General features: G+C 63.1%; 19 protein-coding genes. 13 read left to right on the forward strand and 6 right to left on the reverse strand.

Annotated elements, in window-relative coordinates:
- Positions 1–130: 130 nt before the first annotated feature.
- From ACODR6_RS05220 to ACODR6_RS05235, 4 genes are read left to right on the forward strand one after another with little or no spacing between them, the layout of a single operon-like run.
- Positions 131–1,087 carry a heme o synthase gene (locus ACODR6_RS05220; RefSeq protein WP_112712875.1) on the forward strand — a complete coding sequence of 319 codons (957 nt, stop codon included), beginning with the start codon at positions 131–133 and terminating at the stop codon, positions 1,085–1,087.
- A complete protein-coding gene (locus ACODR6_RS05225) occupies positions 1,087–1,224 on the forward strand; it encodes a hypothetical protein (RefSeq protein WP_489021264.1) in 138 nt (45 codons plus the stop codon). Before ACODR6_RS05220 ends, ACODR6_RS05225 begins: the two co-directional genes overlap by 1 nt.
- 4 nt (positions 1,225–1,228) lie before the next feature.
- Positions 1,229–1,837, forward strand: a complete 609-nt coding sequence (locus ACODR6_RS05230; RefSeq protein ID WP_112714332.1) for a cytochrome c oxidase assembly protein — start codon at positions 1,229–1,231, stop codon at positions 1,835–1,837.
- A gap of 58 nt (positions 1,838–1,895) precedes the next feature.
- A complete protein-coding gene (locus ACODR6_RS05235) occupies positions 1,896–2,774 on the forward strand; it encodes a cytochrome c oxidase subunit 3 (protein ID WP_112712873.1) in 879 nt (292 codons plus the stop codon).
- Positions 2,775–2,835: 61 nt separating this feature from the next.
- Here the strand turns inward: ACODR6_RS05235 and ACODR6_RS05240 are convergent, their stop codons facing one another.
- Entirely contained in the window at positions 2,836–3,477 is a 642-nt protein-coding gene (locus ACODR6_RS05240) for a chloramphenicol phosphotransferase CPT family protein (protein WP_112712871.1), read from the reverse strand.
- A gap of 120 nt (positions 3,478–3,597) precedes the next feature.
- Here ACODR6_RS05240 and ACODR6_RS05245 point away from each other — a divergent pair, with 120 nt between their 5' ends.
- The 6 genes from ACODR6_RS05245 to ACODR6_RS05270 all read left to right on the forward strand — a co-directional run bounded on the left by ACODR6_RS05245 (position 3,598) and on the right by ACODR6_RS05270 (position 8,200).
- On the forward strand, positions 3,598–3,978 hold the full coding sequence (locus ACODR6_RS05245) for a DUF983 domain-containing protein (RefSeq protein ID WP_203429461.1): 381 nt from the start codon (positions 3,598–3,600) through the stop codon (positions 3,976–3,978).
- On the forward strand, positions 3,971–4,726 hold the full coding sequence (locus tag ACODR6_RS05250; protein WP_489021268.1) for an SURF1 family protein: 756 nt from the start codon (positions 3,971–3,973) through the stop codon (positions 4,724–4,726). Before ACODR6_RS05245 ends, ACODR6_RS05250 begins: the two co-directional genes overlap by 8 nt.
- 63 nt (positions 4,727–4,789) lie before the next feature.
- On the forward strand, positions 4,790–5,791 hold the full coding sequence (gene ispH / locus ACODR6_RS05255) for a 4-hydroxy-3-methylbut-2-enyl diphosphate reductase (protein ID WP_489021270.1): 1,002 nt from the start codon (positions 4,790–4,792) through the stop codon (positions 5,789–5,791).
- Between the two features lie 178 nt (positions 5,792–5,969).
- Positions 5,970–6,935 carry a homoserine kinase gene (locus ACODR6_RS05260; RefSeq protein WP_130278909.1) on the forward strand — a complete coding sequence of 322 codons (966 nt, stop codon included), beginning with the start codon at positions 5,970–5,972 and terminating at the stop codon, positions 6,933–6,935.
- Entirely contained in the window at positions 6,932–7,372 is a 441-nt protein-coding gene (rnhA, locus tag ACODR6_RS05265; protein WP_449096380.1) for a ribonuclease HI, read from the forward strand. Before ACODR6_RS05260 ends, rnhA begins: the two co-directional genes overlap by 4 nt.
- 24 nt (positions 7,373–7,396) lie before the next feature.
- Positions 7,397–8,200 (forward strand): endonuclease/exonuclease/phosphatase family protein, encoded by an 804-nt coding sequence (locus ACODR6_RS05270; protein WP_489021537.1) that lies wholly within the window; start codon positions 7,397–7,399, stop codon positions 8,198–8,200.
- On the opposite strand, the gene ACODR6_RS05275 is transcribed toward ACODR6_RS05270, so the two are convergent.
- Positions 8,197–10,092: a diguanylate cyclase gene (locus ACODR6_RS05275; protein WP_489021273.1), complete on the reverse strand. Its 1,896-nt coding sequence runs from the start codon at positions 10,090–10,092 to the stop codon at positions 8,197–8,199. The two genes, ACODR6_RS05270 and ACODR6_RS05275, sit on opposite strands and share 4 nt — an antisense overlap.
- 260 nt (positions 10,093–10,352) lie before the next feature.
- Between ACODR6_RS05275 and ACODR6_RS05280 the strand changes: the two genes are divergently transcribed.
- Positions 10,353–10,724: a DoxX family protein gene (locus ACODR6_RS05280; protein ID WP_489021275.1), complete on the forward strand. Its 372-nt coding sequence runs from the start codon at positions 10,353–10,355 to the stop codon at positions 10,722–10,724.
- Between the two features lie 60 nt (positions 10,725–10,784).
- Here the strand turns inward: ACODR6_RS05280 and ACODR6_RS05285 are convergent, their stop codons facing one another.
- Positions 10,785–12,227 (reverse strand): FAD-binding oxidoreductase, encoded by a 1,443-nt coding sequence (locus ACODR6_RS05285; protein WP_489021277.1) that lies wholly within the window; start codon positions 12,225–12,227, stop codon positions 10,785–10,787.
- Between the two features lie 219 nt (positions 12,228–12,446).
- On the opposite strand from ACODR6_RS05285, the gene ACODR6_RS05290 reads away from it, so the two are divergent.
- Complete coding sequence (locus tag ACODR6_RS05290; RefSeq protein WP_203429457.1) at positions 12,447–12,755, forward strand: Dabb family protein; 309 nt, start codon at positions 12,447–12,449, stop codon at positions 12,753–12,755.
- Positions 12,756–12,791: 36 nt separating this feature from the next.
- On the opposite strand, the gene ACODR6_RS05295 is transcribed toward ACODR6_RS05290, so the two are convergent.
- Genes ACODR6_RS05295 through ACODR6_RS05305 form a run of 3 tightly spaced genes read right to left on the reverse strand, consistent with a single transcriptional unit; the run spans position 12,792 to position 15,318 of the window.
- Positions 12,792–13,691, reverse strand: coding sequence for a metal ABC transporter solute-binding protein, Zn/Mn family (locus ACODR6_RS05295; RefSeq protein ID WP_489021280.1), 900 nt, complete (start codon positions 13,689–13,691; stop codon positions 12,792–12,794).
- Positions 13,692–13,708: 17 nt separating this feature from the next.
- Positions 13,709–14,581, reverse strand: coding sequence for a metal ABC transporter permease (locus ACODR6_RS05300; protein ID WP_489021282.1), 873 nt, complete (start codon positions 14,579–14,581; stop codon positions 13,709–13,711).
- Positions 14,578–15,318, reverse strand: coding sequence for a metal ABC transporter ATP-binding protein (locus tag ACODR6_RS05305; RefSeq protein ID WP_112714328.1), 741 nt, complete (start codon positions 15,316–15,318; stop codon positions 14,578–14,580). Before ACODR6_RS05305 ends, ACODR6_RS05300 begins: the two co-directional genes overlap by 4 nt.
- A 243-nt stretch (positions 15,319–15,561) precedes the next feature.
- Between ACODR6_RS05305 and ACODR6_RS05310 the strand changes: the two genes are divergently transcribed.
- Positions 15,562–15,804, forward strand: a complete 243-nt coding sequence (locus tag ACODR6_RS05310; RefSeq protein WP_203429453.1) for a type II toxin-antitoxin system ParD family antitoxin — start codon at positions 15,562–15,564, stop codon at positions 15,802–15,804.
- Positions 15,805–16,066 lie beyond the last annotated feature (262 nt).

The raw sequence follows: 16,066 nt of genomic DNA on the forward strand, positions 1-16,066 counted from the left end.
GGCGCCGCATTCCGATGCGGCGTCCGGCCTTAACGCATGACGCGGTAGGGCATGCGGAAAAACAAGAGGCCAGAGCGCATACAGCCGATCTGAAGGATCGCAACGCGCTTGAGCCGAGCAGGACGGAATAATGACGGTCATCGACAATCACGAGGCACTTGCAGAGGAAGGCGAACTCCGCCTTTCGGAAGCGGGCGCGCGCGATTATTTCGAGCTTCTGAAGCCGCGCGTCATGTCGCTCGTGGTCTTCACGGCTTTTGCCGGCCTGGTGCTGGCCCCTGGTCAAATCAATCCCGTTCTCGGCCTGATCTCGATCCTCTGCATTGCCGTCGGCGCTGGCGCGTCGGGTGCGCTCAACATGTGGTATGACGCCGATATCGACGCTGTCATGACCCGCACGGCGCAGCGCCCGATCCCCGCAGGCCGCATTCAGCCCAAGGAAGCGCTGGCCTTCGGCCTGGTGCTCTCGGGCTTCTCGGTGACGATCCTCGGCCTCGCCGTCAACTGGCTGTCGGCCGGCATCCTCGCCTTCACGATTTTCTTCTACGCGATCGTCTATACGATGTGGCTGAAGCGCTCGACGCCGCAGAACATCGTCATTGGCGGCGCTGCCGGTGCCTTCCCGCCGATGATCGGCTGGGCATGCGTGACCAACTCGGTCACCATCGAAAGCACCGTGCTGTTCCTCATCATCTTCCTCTGGACGCCCGCACATTTCTGGGCTCTCGCGCTCTTCAAGATGCGCGATTACGAAGCCGTCGGCGTCCCGATGCTCCCGAACGTCTCGGGTGAGCGCACCACCAAGCACCAGATCGTCGCCTATGCGGTGCTGACCGCCATCTGCGGCGTCATCCCGTCGCTGCTCGGCTTTGCGAGCTTCGGCTACGGTCTTGTCGCGACGCTGCTCGGCACCGTCTTCATAAGCTGTTCCATCGCCGTCTGGCGCATGCCGGATGGCGATGAAAAGATGATCCCGGCCAAGAAGCTCTTCGCTTTCTCGATCTTCTATCTCTTCGCGATCTTCTCCGCGCTGATGTTCGACCGGCTGGCATCGATCCTGGTCTTCCATGCAGGAGGTATCATCTGATGGAAACCGTGAAGCTGACCGAAGCGCAGCGCAAGTCGCGCCGGAACCGCAACGTGGCGCTCGGCGTCGTTCTCGCCGGTCTCTGCGTTCTGTTCTACCTGATCACCATCGTGAAATTCCTGGGACATGGAGGCTGAGCCGATGAGCGACACCGCCAACGCACCGAAGAAGCCGGGCCGCAACAACGGCGCTGTCGTCTTCATGTGCCTGAGCTTCGTCGTCGGCATGGGCGCGATGAGCTACGCAGCCGTTCCGCTCTATCGCATGTTCTGCCAGATCACCGGCTACAACGGCACGACGCAGCGCGTCGAGCAGGCCTCGACCGAGATCCTCGACCGCAAGATGCGCGTCACCTTCGACGCCAACGTCGCTCCGGGTCTCTTCTGGGAGTTCAAGCCGGTCCAGCGCGAAGTCAATCCGCGCATCGGCGAGACGATCCAGGTGAATTTCATCGCCGAGAATCGCTCGAACGAAACCCAGCGCGGCCAGGCCGTGTTCAACGTCACGCCGGGCGAAGCCGGGGCCTATTTCAACAAGGTCCAGTGCTTCTGCTTCAACGAGACTGACCTGAAGCCGGGCGAAAAGCTTGAAATGCCGGTGGTGTTCTACATCGATCCGGAAATTACCAAGGCCGTGGAGTCGAAGGACATTCACACGGTCACGCTATCCTATACGTTCTACCCGAAAGAGGGACCGAAGCCGCTGGCTTCGAATGAGGGTGGAGCGGAGAAGGTTGAAAAGAAACTTTGATTGAGGTTCGTTTCCGGCTATGCCGGGGGCGAGCGAGGAAGAGATCCGGGGATTAGAGATGGCCGACGCGCATCAAAAGAATCACGACTACCATATTATCGATCCGAGCCCGTGGCCGCTGCTCGCCTCGATCGGCGCCTTCATCATCACCTTCGGTGGCGTCGGCTACATGCGCTATCTGAACGGCGGCTCGCTGCACCTCTTCGGTGTCGAGTGGGCTCATCCGTGGCTGTTCTTCATCGGCCTCGCGCTGATCCTCTACGTCATGTACGGCTGGTGGGCCGATACCGTGAAGGAAGCCCATGAGGGCGCCCACACGCGCGTCGTCTCGCTGCACCTGCGCTACGGCATGATCATGTTCATCGCTTCGGAAGTGATGTTCTTCGTTGCCTGGTTCTGGGCCTATTTCGACGCCAGCCTCTATCCGCACGAAGCGATCCAGGCCTCGCGCCTTGCCTTCACCGGTGGTCAGTGGCCGCCGAAGGGCATCGAAGTCCTCGATCCCTGGCACTTGCCGATCTATAACACCGTCATCCTGCTCCTCTCGGGCACGACGGTTACCTGGGCACACCATGCTCTGCTGCACAACGACCGCAAGGGCCTCATCCAGGGCCTGACGCTGACCGTACTGCTCGGCATCCTGTTCTCCTTCGTCCAGGCCTACGAATACGCCCACGCTCCGTTCGCCTTCAAGGCATCGATCTACGGCGCGACCTTCTTCATGGCGACCGGCTTCCACGGCTTCCACGTTCTGATCGGCACGATCTTCCTGCTGGTCTGCCTGGTGCGCGCTATCCGCGGCGACTTCACGCCGAAGCAGCATTTCGGCTTCGAAGCGGCTGCCTGGTACTGGCACTTCGTCGACGTCGTCTGGCTGTTCCTGTTCTTCTCCATCTACATCTGGGGTGGATGGGGTGCACCGGTCGCTCACGGCTGATCCGGTTCACACGGACAATAGAAAAGGCGGGTGCCATCGGCGCCCGCCTTTTTCTTTGTCCTCACCGCGCCCCGGCGATCCGCTCGAAGGCGGAAGGGTCGGGTATCCCGATATCGAGTTGTTGGCGGATCGCCTCGGCGCATTCATAGGGCGTCAGGAGCGAGGTATCGACTTCGAGATCGTAGATGCCGGGCTTGTGCACCTCGTCCTGCCAGCGCCTGACAGCATCCGGCACCGCGATCTCGGCGCTTGCTCTCGCATAGAGTTCCTCACGGCCCGGCTCGTCGATCTCCCGCCGCTTCATGATCACCTCCAGCGGGCAGCGCACGCCGACGAACAGCACCGGGAAACCATCGAGCCGGCGGGCGCAATCGGCCAAAATCCCGAGCGGCTGCGAATAGGCGTCGTGATGGCCGAGATCGGCCACGACATTGATCCCGAGCCCGGCATGGATGGCGATCGATTCGTAGAGCGCGGCATAGAAGAACGGCACGAACTCCTCAAGATCCGGCCGCTCGCCGCCCGGCCGCAGCCCGATGCCCGGCAGATATTGCGACGGCGTCATCGCATTGTAGTTGTCGACGCCGAAATTGAGCCACGGCCCGTCGAATTGCTGCTGGATGGCGCGCGCGATCGTCGTCTTGCCGCTGCGCGGCGCCCCGTTGAGAATGACGATCTGGGCTGCGGTGCTGTCGGTGCTCATGTCTCTTCTTTTCTGATTGGCCCGAATCGCTGAGGCGAAATCGCGCAGGTATTTCCCTTCGTCCTGCGGATACTTTATGGGAGAGTTAAGGCGGCTTTAGGTGACGCCACGGGAATCCACATGCAAGAAGACACCGCTCTCTTTCCTCCGGTCGACCCGGTCAAGACAGGCATCAAGGGCTGCTGCCCGCGCTGCGGCAATGGCAAGCTGTTCGACGGCCTGCTGTCGCTGAAGCCGCGCTGCGCCGCCTGCGGCCTGGATTATGCCTTTGCCGATTCGGGCGATGGTCCTGCCGTCTTCGTCATCCTGCTTGTCGGCTTCGTCGTCATTGGCAGCGTGCTCTGGCTCGAGGTCAATTACGCGCCGCCGATCTGGCTGCACATCCTGCTCTTCGGCCCGCTGACGATCATCCTGTCGCTGCTGACGCTGCGCTGGTGCAAAGGCATCCTGATCGCCATGCAATACCGCCACAATGCCCGTGAAGGACGCCTGAGTGACTGACATGAATATCCCGGCCGCGCGCCGCAAGCTGCCGGTCTTCACCGGTATCGCGGTGCTGATCGCGCTCGCCATTCTCATTTCCCTCGGCACCTGGCAGGTCGAGCGCCTCTATTGGAAGGAGGGCCTGCTCGCCGATATCGCCGCGCGCCGCAATGCCGCTCCAGTGCAGCTTGCCGATATCGAACAGATGCTCTCTTCCGGCACCGATATCGAATATCGCCCGGTCACCGTCACCGGCCGCTACGTCAACAACAAGGAGCGCCACTTCCTCGCCACCTGGCGCGGGGAGGCGGGCTTCTACGTCTATACGCCGCTCGAGCTTGCCGATGGCCGCTACCTCTTCGTCAATCGCGGCTTCGTTCCCTATGAGAATAAGGAGCCGGAAATGCGCATGCAGGGCCAGCTGACCGGCCAGCAGAGCGTCACCGGCCTCGCCCGCAACCGTCTCCCCGGCAAGCCCTCCTGGGTGGTGCCTGACAACGACATCGCCAAGAACATCTTCTACTGGAAGGATATCGACGCGATGGGATCGAGCGACGGCTTCGATGCCTCGAAGGTCGTGCCCTTCTTCATTGATGCGGATTCGACCCCGAACCCGAAGGGCTTCCCGATCGGCGGCGTCACCGAGATCGACCTGCCTAACAACCACCTGGAATACGCCTTCACTTGGTACGGACTGGCCGCCGTGCTGGTCGGCATCGTCGGCGTCTCCTGGTTCCGCGGCCGCCGCGGCGCTCCCGCGCAATAGTATTGCTTCAATTCGTCCCCATATTGGGCTAGACACCCGGGACGACGGACATCGGACTTGAACATGAATATCGCAGCGAAACCTCCTCTGACGATCAGGCTTTGCGGGCCGCGCGGCTTCTGTGCCGGCGTCGACCGCGCCATTCAGATCGTCGTTCTGGCGCTGAAATCCTACGGCGCCCCGGTCTATGTCCGCCACGAGATCGTGCATAACCGCTATGTCGTCGAGGGCCTGGAAGCCAAGGGTGCCGTCTTCGTCGAGGAGCTCAACGAGATCCCGGAAGAACACCGCGCCCAGCCGGTCGTCTTCTCGGCGCATGGCGTGCCGAAGTCGGTTCCCGAGGATGCCAACAGCCGCAACCTCTTCTATCTCGACGCCACATGCCCGCTGGTCTCCAAGGTCCACAAGCAGGCGATGCGCCACAACCGCCTCGGTCGCCACGTCGTGCTGATCGGCCATGCCGGCCACCCGGAAGTCATCGGCACGATGGGCCAGCTGCCGGAAGGCTCGGTCTCGCTGATCGAGACCGTCGAGGACGCCGATACCTATCAGCCGGTCGACCCTGACAATCTCGGCTACGTGACGCAGACGACGCTCTCGGTCGACGATACCGCCGGCGTCATCGCCCGCCTTGAACACCGCTTCCCGAACCTGACGGCGCCGGCCGCAGACAGCATCTGCTATGCCACGACCAACCGCCAGGAAGTCGTCAAGCAGGCCGCACCCGGCTGCGATCTCTTCATCATCGTCGGTGCCCCGAACTCGTCCAATTCCAAGCGCCTCGTCGAAGTGGCGCTGAGGGCCGGGGCGACGAAGTCGATCCTCGTGCAGCGCGCCTCCGAACTGAACTGGGACGAGATCGGCCAGATCTCGACGCTCGGCCTCTCCGCCGGCGCGTCGGCCCCCGAGGTCATCGTCAACGAGATCATCGAAGCCTTTCGCGCCCGTTTCGCAGCCCAGGTGGAGCTTGCCGAGACTGTGCAGGAAAACGAACACTTCCTCGTCAACCGCGAGCTCCGCAACATCGAGCTGACCGCGGCGGATATGGCTTTCGTGAACGGCTAGCGCGGCGTTGCGGGGGCACTTGCCTCTGTGCTGCCGCGCGCTCCAAGATGATTTGTTTGGGGAAAGCTCCACCGCAGGCCGATCTCCCCCCTTGTGGGGGAGATATCAGGCAGGGCAGAGGGGGGTATCCCGCGCCCTGAAGGCTTCCACTCTATCGAACCGACCGTGAGACCGCACCTTGGCCGTTTACACCGATATCTCCGAAGACGATCTGAAGTGGTTCCTGACGGAATATGAGACCGGCGAGCTGCTCTCCTACAAGGGCATTGCCGAGGGCGTCGAGAACTCGAATTTCCTGCTGCACACCTCGAAGGATCCGCTGATCCTGACGCTCTATGAAAAGCGCGTCGAGAAATCCGATCTGCCGTTCTTTCTCGGGCTGATGCATCACCTGGCCGCCCGCGGCCTGTCCTGCCCGCTGCCGCTGCCGCGTAGGGATGGCGCGCTGCTTGGGCGCCTGTCCGATCGTCCGGCCGCGCTGATCTCCTTCCTCGAAGGCATGTGGCTGCGCAAGCCCGAGGCGAAGCACTGCCGCGAAGTCGGCAAGGCGCTGGCGCAGATGCATATCGCCGGTGAAGGCTTCGAGCTGAAGCGTCCCAATGCGCTTTCGATCGATGGCTGGAAGACGCTGTGGGAGAAGTCCGAAGCCCGCGCCGACGAGGTCGAGAAGGGCATGTCGGACGAGGTTCGGGCCGAAATGGATTTCCTCTCGGCCCACTGGCCGAAAGACCTGCCTTCAGGCGTCATTCATGCCGATCTCTTCCCCGATAACGTCTTCTTCCTCGGCGATACGCTCTCCGGCCTCATCGATTTCTACTTCGCCTGCAACGACCTGCTCGCCTACGACGTCTCGATCTGCCTGAACGCCTGGTGCTTCGAAAAGGACGGCGCCTATAACATCACCAAGGGCACGGCCTTCCTCGACGCCTACCAGAGTGTGCGCCCGCTGAGCGAAGCCGAACGCACGGCTCTTCCGATCCTGGCGCGCGGCTCGGCGCTGCGCTTCTTCCTGACCCGCCTCTACGACTGGCTGACGACGCCTGAGGGCGCCATGGTCACCAAGAAGGACCCGCTCGAATATCTGCGCAAGCTGCGCTTCCACCGACAGATCAAGTCGGCGGCCGAATACGGGCTTTCGGCATGAAGCACGTCGAGATTTTCACCGATGGTGCCTGCTCCGGCAATCCCGGCCCTGGCGGCTGGGGGGCGATCCTGCGCTATGGCGAGGTCGAGAAGGAACTCTCGGGCGGCGAAGCCGAGACCACCAACAACCGTATGGAACTGCTGGCGGCAATCTCGGCTCTCTCGGCGCTGAACAGCCCCTGCGAAGTCGATCTCCACACTGACAGCAAATATGTCATGGACGGCATCTCCAAGTGGATCTTCGGCTGGAAGAAGAACGGCTGGAAGACCGCCGACAAGAAGCCGGTGAAGAATGGCGAGCTCTGGCAGGCGCTCGACGCTGCCAATCAGCGCCACAAGGTCAAGTGGCACTGGGTCAAGGGCCATGCCGGCCATCCGGAAAACGAACGCGCCGATGAACTGGCGCGCATGGGCATGGCACCCTACAAAAAGAAGTAGGCAGGCAAAGCGGGGGAGGCGGCACTGCGGATCATTTCTCTGAACGCCTGGGGCGGCAAGATCCATCAGCCGCTGGTCGATTACCTCGCCGGCGCCAGGGCCGATATTCTCTGCCTGCAGGAAGTCACCCGCTCCGTCGGCGTCACGAGCGGCTGGCTGGAATATCGCGACGGCAGCCACATACTGCCGCAGCGCGCCAATCTGTTCGACGAGGTGAAGGCTGTGCTGCCGGAGCATGACGGCATTTTCGCTCCCGCCTCGCGCGGTGAGCTTCTGGATGGCGAGACAGCCGTTCCCTCCGAATTCGGCCTCGCCACCTTCGTCCACCGCTCGCTCGCCATCTCCGGCCAGGCGATGGATTTCGTCCACGGCGCCTTCTCGCCTGATGGTTACGGCGCCCATCCGCGCCCGCGCAACGCGCAGGTTTTGCGCCTCTTCGACTACGCCTCAGGCCGCCCGCTCGTCGTTGCCCAGCTGCATGGCCTGCGCGACATGGCCGGCAAGGGCGATACACCGGCCAGAATGACCCAGGCCGAGGCGCTGGTCTCGTTGATCGGGCGTATCCGCAAGCAGGATGAACCGCTCGTCGTCTGCGGCGATTTCAACGTGCTGCCCGATAGCGCCACCTTCGAAATCTTGGGCCAGCTCGGCCTCACCGAGCTCGTCACATCAGGCGGCTTTGCGGGAACGCGCACCTCGCTCTATCCGAAGGACGGGCGCTTTGCCGATTACATGCTGGTCTCGCCGGGCGTAAGCGTTACTCGCTTCGAGGTCGTCAGGGAGCCCGAAGTTTCCGATCACTGCGCTCTGCTCTTGGATATCGCCTAGCCGTTTGCCGTCCGCGCACTGGCCGGCGATTCCCAGATCGAGATTCGGTCGCGTCCATTGCGCTTGGCGTCGTAAAGCGCCTCGTCGGCATGCTGCATGAACTCGGCAGGCGTCGTCGCGCGGGCACGGCTCTGCTTGACGGCAATGCCGGCGCTCGCCGTCACCCGTCCGAATTCGCTGCCGGTATGCGGCAGGTTCAGCGCATGCAGCGCATCGCGGAACTGTTCGGCAACACGGGACGCATCCGCCTCGTCGGCCTCGGGCATCAGCACGACGAATTCCTCGCCGCCGAAGCGGGCAACGATATCGGTATCGCGCCGGGCTGCCTTGCGCAGGCAGTCGGTAACAGCCTTCAGGCATTCGTCGCCGGCCAGGTGCCCGTAGGTGTCGTTATAGGCCTTGAAGCGGTCGACATCGATCATCAGCAGGCTGAGCGGCGTGCGCTCGCGAACACTGCGGGCGAGCGCCAGCGCCAGAGCTTCGTCGAAGGCGCGGCGGTTGACGATGCCGGTCAGGCCGTCAGTCTCGGCAAGGCTCTTCATCCGGTCGGCAACGGCGCGCAGCGAATGCTCGGCCTGCTTCATCGCGGTGACGTCGGAGACGACGACCAGCGCCATGCCATCGGCGGTCATGCGGGTGCGGAGACTCAGCCAGCGGCCATCATAGAGGTCGATTTCCTCGTCCTTGTCGCGATGCAGGTCGCGTGCTGCGGTCTCGATCCACTCTTCGTCGATCTCGGCCGGAAAGCTGCGGCGCTCCTGCGTTTCGACCGCCTTGCGCAGGATGTCGCGAATGTTGAAGCCGGCAACGCGCACCACGCCGGAAAGCGGGAAGAGATGCGCATATTGCGGGTTGGCGTAAACGAGGTCGCCCTTCGGATCGTACATCGCAAAGCCATCGGACATGCCGGACATCGCGTGCGACAGCATGTTGCGGTTCGCGCGCAGCTCGCGCTCGATGCTGCGCTCCTCGGTAATGTCGCGGGTGACGCCCGCAAGGCCGATGACGATACCGTCGCGGTCGCGCAGCGGCACTTTCGAGGTGCGGAACCAGTGCTCCTTGTCGCCCTGCTGCAGCGGCTCGATCTTGTTGATCAGCGCTTCGCCGCTGCGCATCAGCGCCTGCTCCTCGGCAAACAAGACTTCGGCGCGGCGCTGGGTGGCGATGTGGAAATCCGTGGCGCCCACCATCGCTTCCGGAGAAGTGAAATGATGATGCTCGGCGACATTGCGGTTGACGACGACGAAGACGCTGTCGCGGTTCTTCACATACTGGAAATCCGGCGTCTGCGTCAGCGCTGCGGTCAAGAGATCGCGGTCCAGTGCCATATGCTCGAACTGCAGGAGCAGCGCACCGGCAACGACGATCGCGCCGAAATTCAGCACGACAGCAGGCACGCCGACCAGCTGCAACGCCATGGTGCTGATCTGCGCCGGCAGGACCAGCATCGTCGCCAGCAGCGTGACGGAAACCAGCGCGCCGAGAATGAACGTATCGGCAAGCCTCGCCTTGCGGCGCTTCTGCAGCACCCGCAGCGTGAGCGACACCGCGCCGACGCAGGCAATGCTGATCATTCCGTCAAGCGCGCCGGCGCCACCCATCTGCAGGCGGAAGGCGACGGCCAGCGGGATCGTCAGGATGGCGGAGGGCGCGCCGCCGAACAGCGCGGAGATGGCGACCAGCGAATAGCGCAGGTCTATGAAGACGCCATTGCTGAGCGGCACGGACATCATCATCGACGCCATCGTCCCGGCGCCCATCACCGCGCCGAAGGCAAGCTTCGTCTGCAGGTCGGTCATCAGCCGGAATCGGAAATAGATGTGAGCCCAGATCGAGATCACAAGTGCAACGATGGCAAGATTGCCGATCAGTATTTGCCAGGTTGTATTCATGCAGTACTAATGAACCCAGACGCGCCAATCCCCGCATTTGTAAGGCTTTTTCCTTTAAGCGGGTTTAATTGAATGGAGATTGCGCAAGAAAATCCTGCGCCGGATTTGAGCGTTTGCACCAGCGTCGTTCCAATCGGACACATCCACAAACCGATCACCTTCGTATCAACGTCTGTGAAGCGCGATGCGAGGATTGAATGGCCGTGCACATTGGGATGTGGTTTGAACCATCCCTGGAATCGAGATTTTGGTGGCGGCTTGTGTTGTCGGCGATCTACCTGACCGTCGGCATCTTTCACATGCTGCTACCGGGTCCGTTTCTCAGGATCATGCCGGCTATGGTGCCGTTTCCGGCTGCTGTTGTTTTCATCACCGGCGCATGCGAGGTGGCAGCCGCCGCCGGGCTGCTTTCGTCGCCCTTTCGCGCCGCCGCAGGGATTGGGCTCGCCGCCTATGCGGTCTGCGTCTATCCCGCCCATATCAAGCATGCGATCGACGGATTGTCGGCGGTCGACGCCAGTACCTATGCCTGGCTCTATCATGTGCCGCGGCTGGCCTTTCAACCGGTTTTTGTCTGGTGGGCGCTCTATGCGGGCGGCGTCATCGACTGGCCGTTCCCGCAAGCCCGTTAGCCGGCCGGCGGAGCGCATCCGCCGGCCTGTTCATGGCAAGCCGCCTGAGCCAGCGCGCCGTCAGCTTGCCGCCCGCATCTCCGGCAGTGGCTTGACGTTCTGGTTCATGCGGAACAGGTTTTCCGGGTCGTAGTGCCGCTTGATCTCGGCCAGCCGCCGGTAGTTCTTGCCATAGGCCTTCTCCACCCGGTCCGCCTCGTCCTCGGGCATGAAGTTGATATAGGCCGTGCCGATCGCATGCGGCTTGGTGGCTTCGAACAGCCCTCGCGCCCAGGCGATCCCTTTCTGATCCATGGCTTTATCGCGCCAGCGCCCATGGACGTTCATGACGAAATGCGAGCTGCGCTGCGGGAAAGCCGTCGCCTCGCCGGCGATCCGGCCGGCGGCACCTCCGACATGGCCGACGAAGATTTCGCATTCCGGCCCTGGCAGCTTGCGCACTGCATCGAGCAGCACGGCAATCGCCTGGTCGGAGAGCGCCGCGAAATCCTGGCTCTTCCAGTAGTTTCGGGCGCCGGGCGTGAGCAGCGGGTCGAAGGCCTGCTGCCAGGCGGCGAAGGGCACCGGCCCCACGACATCGGCGATCGGCTTGCCGATCCCGCGAAGCTCCGCCGTTGCTGCCTGTCCAGCGGTGAGATCACCGCAATAGCACATGGCGAGCACCAGGACTTCCTTGCCGTGCCATTCGGCGGGCAGGAAGGGCAGGGGCGGCGCCTGGCGCATCACCGCCCAGCAAGTCAGCTCGTCCGGCGCCTTCTCGAGTGCGGCGCGATACTGCTTCAGCACCATCTCGGCATCGGCAAAGGGATGAACGACGAGGCCCGCGAGCACATTGCCGGGCAGATCGTGCAGGCGGAATTCGAAGGAGGTCACGACGCCGAAATTGCCGCCGCCACCGCGCAGCGCCCAGAAGAGATCGGGATCTTCCTTCTCGCTGACCCGCCTCAGCCTGCCGTCAGCGGTGACGACATCCATCGAGATCAGGTTGTCGAGCGTCAGCCCGTATTTGCGCGTCGTCCAGCCGAAGCCGCCGCCGAGCGTCAGGCCGGCAATGCCCGTCGTCGAGTTGATGCCGGTCGGCAGAACCATGCCGAAAGCCTGCGTTTCCGCATCGACATCGGCAAGCGTGGCACCGGGCTCCACCCGCATGCGCCGCGTCGCCGGATCGACCCAGACGGATCGCATCGCCGAGAGATCGATCATCACGCCGCCATCGCAGACGGCATTGCCGGCAATGTTGTGGCCGCCGCCGCGCACCGCGAGCAGCAGGTGATTGTCATGGGCGAAGCGGACAGCCTTGATGACGTCGCTGGCGCCGGCGCAGCGCACGATCATCCCCGGCTTGCGATCGATCATCGCATTCCAGATCGTCCGGGCTTCGTCGTAGTCGCTATCCGCCTTGGTGATCAGCCGTCCGCGCAACCCCGCCGCAAGGGCCTCGATCGCATCGGCGCGCATGACTTTATGGCCCTTCTGCAGGGTCGTGAGGTTCATATCATCCATGATGGTCCTCCCTACGATGGGAGCCCCCGTCCCATCGGGGCGGCATTTTGCGCCTGCGCAAACGCATCCACAAGCTATCGCTAATAAATGTATCCGGGGATGGAAAGCGTGCGGCACCTTGCCCGCGATGCGGGATTTAAACCGGACCCGCCATTTCTGGCGGGCTTGCCCTCGGTGTCATTCCCACTATGCTGCCGCGCAGAAACTGGGAGGCACCATATGATCCTGCATTGCGTATTTCTGCGGCTGAAGGCCGCCATGACCGGCGAAGAGAAGCAGGCACTGTTCGGCTCGGTCGTTGCGCTGCAGCAGGTCATTCCGGGGATCATCGACATCAAGCATGGCCCGAACGTCTCGCCGGAAGGCTTGCATGGCGGCTTCGTCGAAGGCTTCGTGGTCACCTTCGAGAGCCCGGAAGCGCGTGACGCCTATCTCATCCACCCTGAACATGTCGCGGTCGGCGAGAAGATCGTCGAATCCGTCGATGGCGGCCTCGGCGGCCTCCTGGTCTTCGACCTCAACGTCTGAGGAAAAGGCCGCGGATCGCTCCGCGGCCGTCCGTACTCAGCTCGACTTTGCCATCGCCGCGGCGATCTGGTCGACATTGTAGCGGAACATCTTCTCATAGGTCGGCGCCGGTCCCTTGGCGTCCGAGAGCGATTCCACATAGAGCTTGCCGCCGGGCTTTGCGCCTGTTGCCTTCGCCACCTGCTTGACGAGGCGCGGGTCGTTCGAGTTTTCGAAGAAGTAAGTCTTCACGTTCTCGGCCTTGATCTGCTCGATCAGCTTGGCGACGTCGGCAGCCGAGGCTTCGCTCTCGGTGGAAACGCCGAGCGGCGCCAGGAAGCTCACCTGATACTCGCGGCCGAAATAGCCGAAGGCGTCGTGGCTGGTCAGCACCTTGCGGCGATCGTCGGCGACTTTGTCGAATTTCGAATGCGCATAGGCATCGAGCTCGTCGAGCGTCTTCGTGTAGCGGTCGGCATTGGTCTTGAAGGCGGCGGCATCGGCCGGATCGGCAGCCGAGAGCGCCTTCTCGATATTCACCACCCAGACCTTGACGTTGACCGGGCTGTTCCAGACATGCGGATCGGTCACGGTCTTGCCGTCCTCTTCCATCGTCCGCGTGTTGATGCCTTCGGAAGCCGTGACCGGCGTGCCCTTGTAGCCGGAAGCGGTGATCAGCCGGTCCATCCAGCCTTCCAGGCCTTCGCCGCTGACGAAGGTCACCTGCGCCGCCTTCAGGTGCTTGGCATCGGCAGGCGAGGGCTCGAATTCATGGGGGTCGCCGTTCGGGCCGACGAGGCTGGTGACGCTGACATGATCGCCGCCGACCTGCTTGACGACATCGGCAAGCACGGTGAAGGAGGCGACGACCTTGAGCGTCTCGGCAGAAGCCGGGATCGCCGAGGCGGCAAGCAGCGCCGGCAGGGCGGCGGATAGAAGCAGGGTACGTGATAGCATGGTCAGTCTCCTTGGATTCAGCCCTTGAGCTGGGGGCGGGGGAAGAGGCGCCGGGCGATGCCCGATGGCGCAAAGAGGATCGAAAGCGTGTAGAGGCTCGCCGCCGTCATGATGATCGTCGGTCCGGAGGCGAGCTCGAGATGGTAGGAGGCGATCAGGCCGAGATAGCCGGACGCCGTGGCGCTGAGGACGGAGATCACCATCATCTGCGGCAGGCTGCGCGACCAGAGCTGGGCAATCGCCGCCGGCAGCATCATCAGGCCGACGGCCATCAGCGTGCCGAGCGCCTGGAAGCTGGCCACCAGATTGAGCACGACGAGCAGCAGGAACAGGAAGTGATAAAGCGGTCCACGGCCGCCGACGGCGCGCAGATAGCCGGGATCGAAACATTCGGTGACCAGCGGCCGGTAGATCACCGCCAGCGCCAGCAGCGTGATCGAGGCGATCGTGCCGATCTGGGTGAGCGCCGGCGTATCGATCGCCAGGATGGTGCCGAACAGCACATGCAGCAGATCGATATTCGAGCCCCGCAGCGAGACGATCAGCACCCCGAGCGCCAATGATGCAAGGTAGAAACTGGCAAAGCTCGCATCCTCCTGCAGCACGGTCATGCGGCTGACGACGCCGGAGAGCAGTGCCACCGAGAGACCGGCAACCAGCCCGCCAATACCCATCGCCGTCAGCGACAGCGAGCCGGCGACGAGATAGCCGATCGCGGCCCCCGGCAGCACCGCATGGCTCATCGCATCGCCCATCAGGCTCATCCGCCGCAGCATCAGGAAGACGCCGATCGGCCCGGATCCGAGCCCGAGGCAGAGGCAGGCGACGAGCGCCCGGCGCATGAAGCCGTAATCGGCGAAGGGTGCCAGAAAGATATCGTAGGCGGTCATGCGGCAGGCTCGCAGATGGCGGCTTCCTCGTCCCAGCGCTCGGCCATCGCCCGCGCCGTCATCAGGTTTGCCGCCGACATCACTTCGGCTGTCGGCCCCCAGCCGATCAGCTCGCGGGCAATCAGCATCGTCTCGGGAAAATGCGCCCGCACCTGTTCGAAATCGTGCAGCACCGCAATCACCGTGCGCCCGTCGCCATGCCAGCGGGCGACGATATCGAGAAGGTCGCGCGTGGTGCGCGCATCGATCGCCGTAAAGGGCTCGTCGAGCAGGATTACCCGGGCATCCTGCAGCAGCAGCCGCGCGAACAGCACCCGCTGGAACTGCCCGGCCGACAGCGAGCCGATATGCCTGTTGTCGAAACCATCGAGCCCGACCGCCGAAAGCGCCTCCAGCGCCTTCAGCCGCTCGGCCTCCGAAACGCGCCCGAACGCACCCGCCTGCCGCCATGCGCCGAGCATCACGGTATCGAGAACCGAGATCGGAAACCGCCGGTTTATATCGGCCGCCTGCGGCAGATAGCCGAAATCAAGCCGCGCCAGCCGATGCCGGATCATCCCGGCCGCCGGTCTCAGCTCTCCCACCAGGGCCTTCAAAAGCGTCGACTTCCCCGCCCCATTCGGCCCCGCAATCGCCGTCAGGCTACCCTCGCGGATGCTGCCGGAGACATGATGCACCGCCGGATGCCGGTCATAGGTAACGGTGACATTCTCAAGCTCGATCAGGGGAACACTCACGGCAACACCGCCGCCCAATAGATCGCCAGCCAGAGAGAGGAGATCAGCAACAACACGAAACCGGCGCGCGCAAAGGCGGATTGCCGGAGCAGATTGGGGAGGGGGCGAGGCATTGCAGGCTTTCTAAAATGTAATAACATTACTGTTATGTTGTAACGTTTATGGCAAAAGCGGGGCGGGTGCAAGCGGGGTGGATGCGGTGCCTACGACTTTCCGGTAACCTGTGGGCAAGGGAGTGTCGCCATGAAGGTTTCGATCGAAAAGCAGTGGGAGGATTTTGTCGAGAAATTGGTAGCGCGGGGGCGCTATCGCTCACCTGAAGAGGTCGTCACCACAGGATTGAGCCTCGTCGCGCAGCGGGAGGCGCGGCTGAAAAAGCTGCGCGATATCATTGATGCTTCCATCGCGACCGGTGGCGACGTCAGCGACGACGAGCTGGGTGCTGCGTTGGCAGCGCGGATAGCTGGCCTAAAAACTCAACGCTAGCTAGGATACTCGGTCCTCTCCTCCCTCACTCCTGTGCTTGTCACAGGAATTCAGTCGCCGCGCGTCTGCGCGGCGGGAGAAGTCTTTTCGGCGCAAGGAGTTGGGCCGGCTCTGTGAAGAGCACAGAGATGGGGAAGACCTGTACTCGCGGCCCCCTCATCCGCCCTTCGGGCACCTTCTCCCCGCGGGGGAGAAGGGAGCACCGCGGCTGCCTCTCGCGCCAACATCCCTCTCCCCAGCGGGGAGAGGGCAGGGTGAGGGG

The organism is Rhizobium sp. FG96 (genome assembly GCF_057808655.1).

Bases quoted from the DNA above. Each gene is read 5' to 3' on its own strand.
- rnhA (WP_449096380.1), top strand. From the start codon at position 6,932: ATGAAGCACGTCGAGATTTTCACCGATGGTGCCTGCTCCGGCAATCCC.
- ACODR6_RS05240 (WP_112712871.1), bottom strand. From the start codon at position 3,477: ATGAGCACCGACAGCACCGCAGCCCAGATCGTCATTCTCAACGGGGCG.
- ACODR6_RS05245 (WP_203429461.1), top strand. From the start codon at position 3,598: ATGCAAGAAGACACCGCTCTCTTTCCTCCGGTCGACCCGGTCAAGACA.
- ACODR6_RS05235 (WP_112712873.1), top strand. From the start codon at position 1,896: ATGGCCGACGCGCATCAAAAGAATCACGACTACCATATTATCGATCCG.
- ACODR6_RS05285 (WP_489021277.1), bottom strand. From the start codon at position 12,227: ATGGATGATATGAACCTCACGACCCTGCAGAAGGGCCATAAAGTCATG.
- ACODR6_RS05225 (WP_489021264.1), top strand. From the start codon at position 1,087: ATGGAAACCGTGAAGCTGACCGAAGCGCAGCGCAAGTCGCGCCGGAAC.
- ACODR6_RS05300 (WP_489021282.1), bottom strand. From the start codon at position 14,581: ATGACCGCCTACGATATCTTTCTGGCACCCTTCGCCGATTACGGCTTC.
- ACODR6_RS05230 (WP_112714332.1), top strand. From the start codon at position 1,229: ATGAGCGACACCGCCAACGCACCGAAGAAGCCGGGCCGCAACAACGGC.
- ACODR6_RS05220 (WP_112712875.1), top strand. From the start codon at position 131: ATGACGGTCATCGACAATCACGAGGCACTTGCAGAGGAAGGCGAACTC.
- ACODR6_RS05290 (WP_203429457.1), top strand. From the start codon at position 12,447: ATGATCCTGCATTGCGTATTTCTGCGGCTGAAGGCCGCCATGACCGGC.
- ispH (WP_489021270.1), top strand. From the start codon at position 4,790: ATGAATATCGCAGCGAAACCTCCTCTGACGATCAGGCTTTGCGGGCCG.
- ACODR6_RS05310 (WP_203429453.1), top strand. From the start codon at position 15,562: ATGAAGGTTTCGATCGAAAAGCAGTGGGAGGATTTTGTCGAGAAATTG.
- ACODR6_RS05295 (WP_489021280.1), bottom strand. From the start codon at position 13,691: ATGCTATCACGTACCCTGCTTCTATCCGCCGCCCTGCCGGCGCTGCTT.
- ACODR6_RS05275 (WP_489021273.1), bottom strand. From the start codon at position 10,092: ATGAATACAACCTGGCAAATACTGATCGGCAATCTTGCCATCGTTGCA.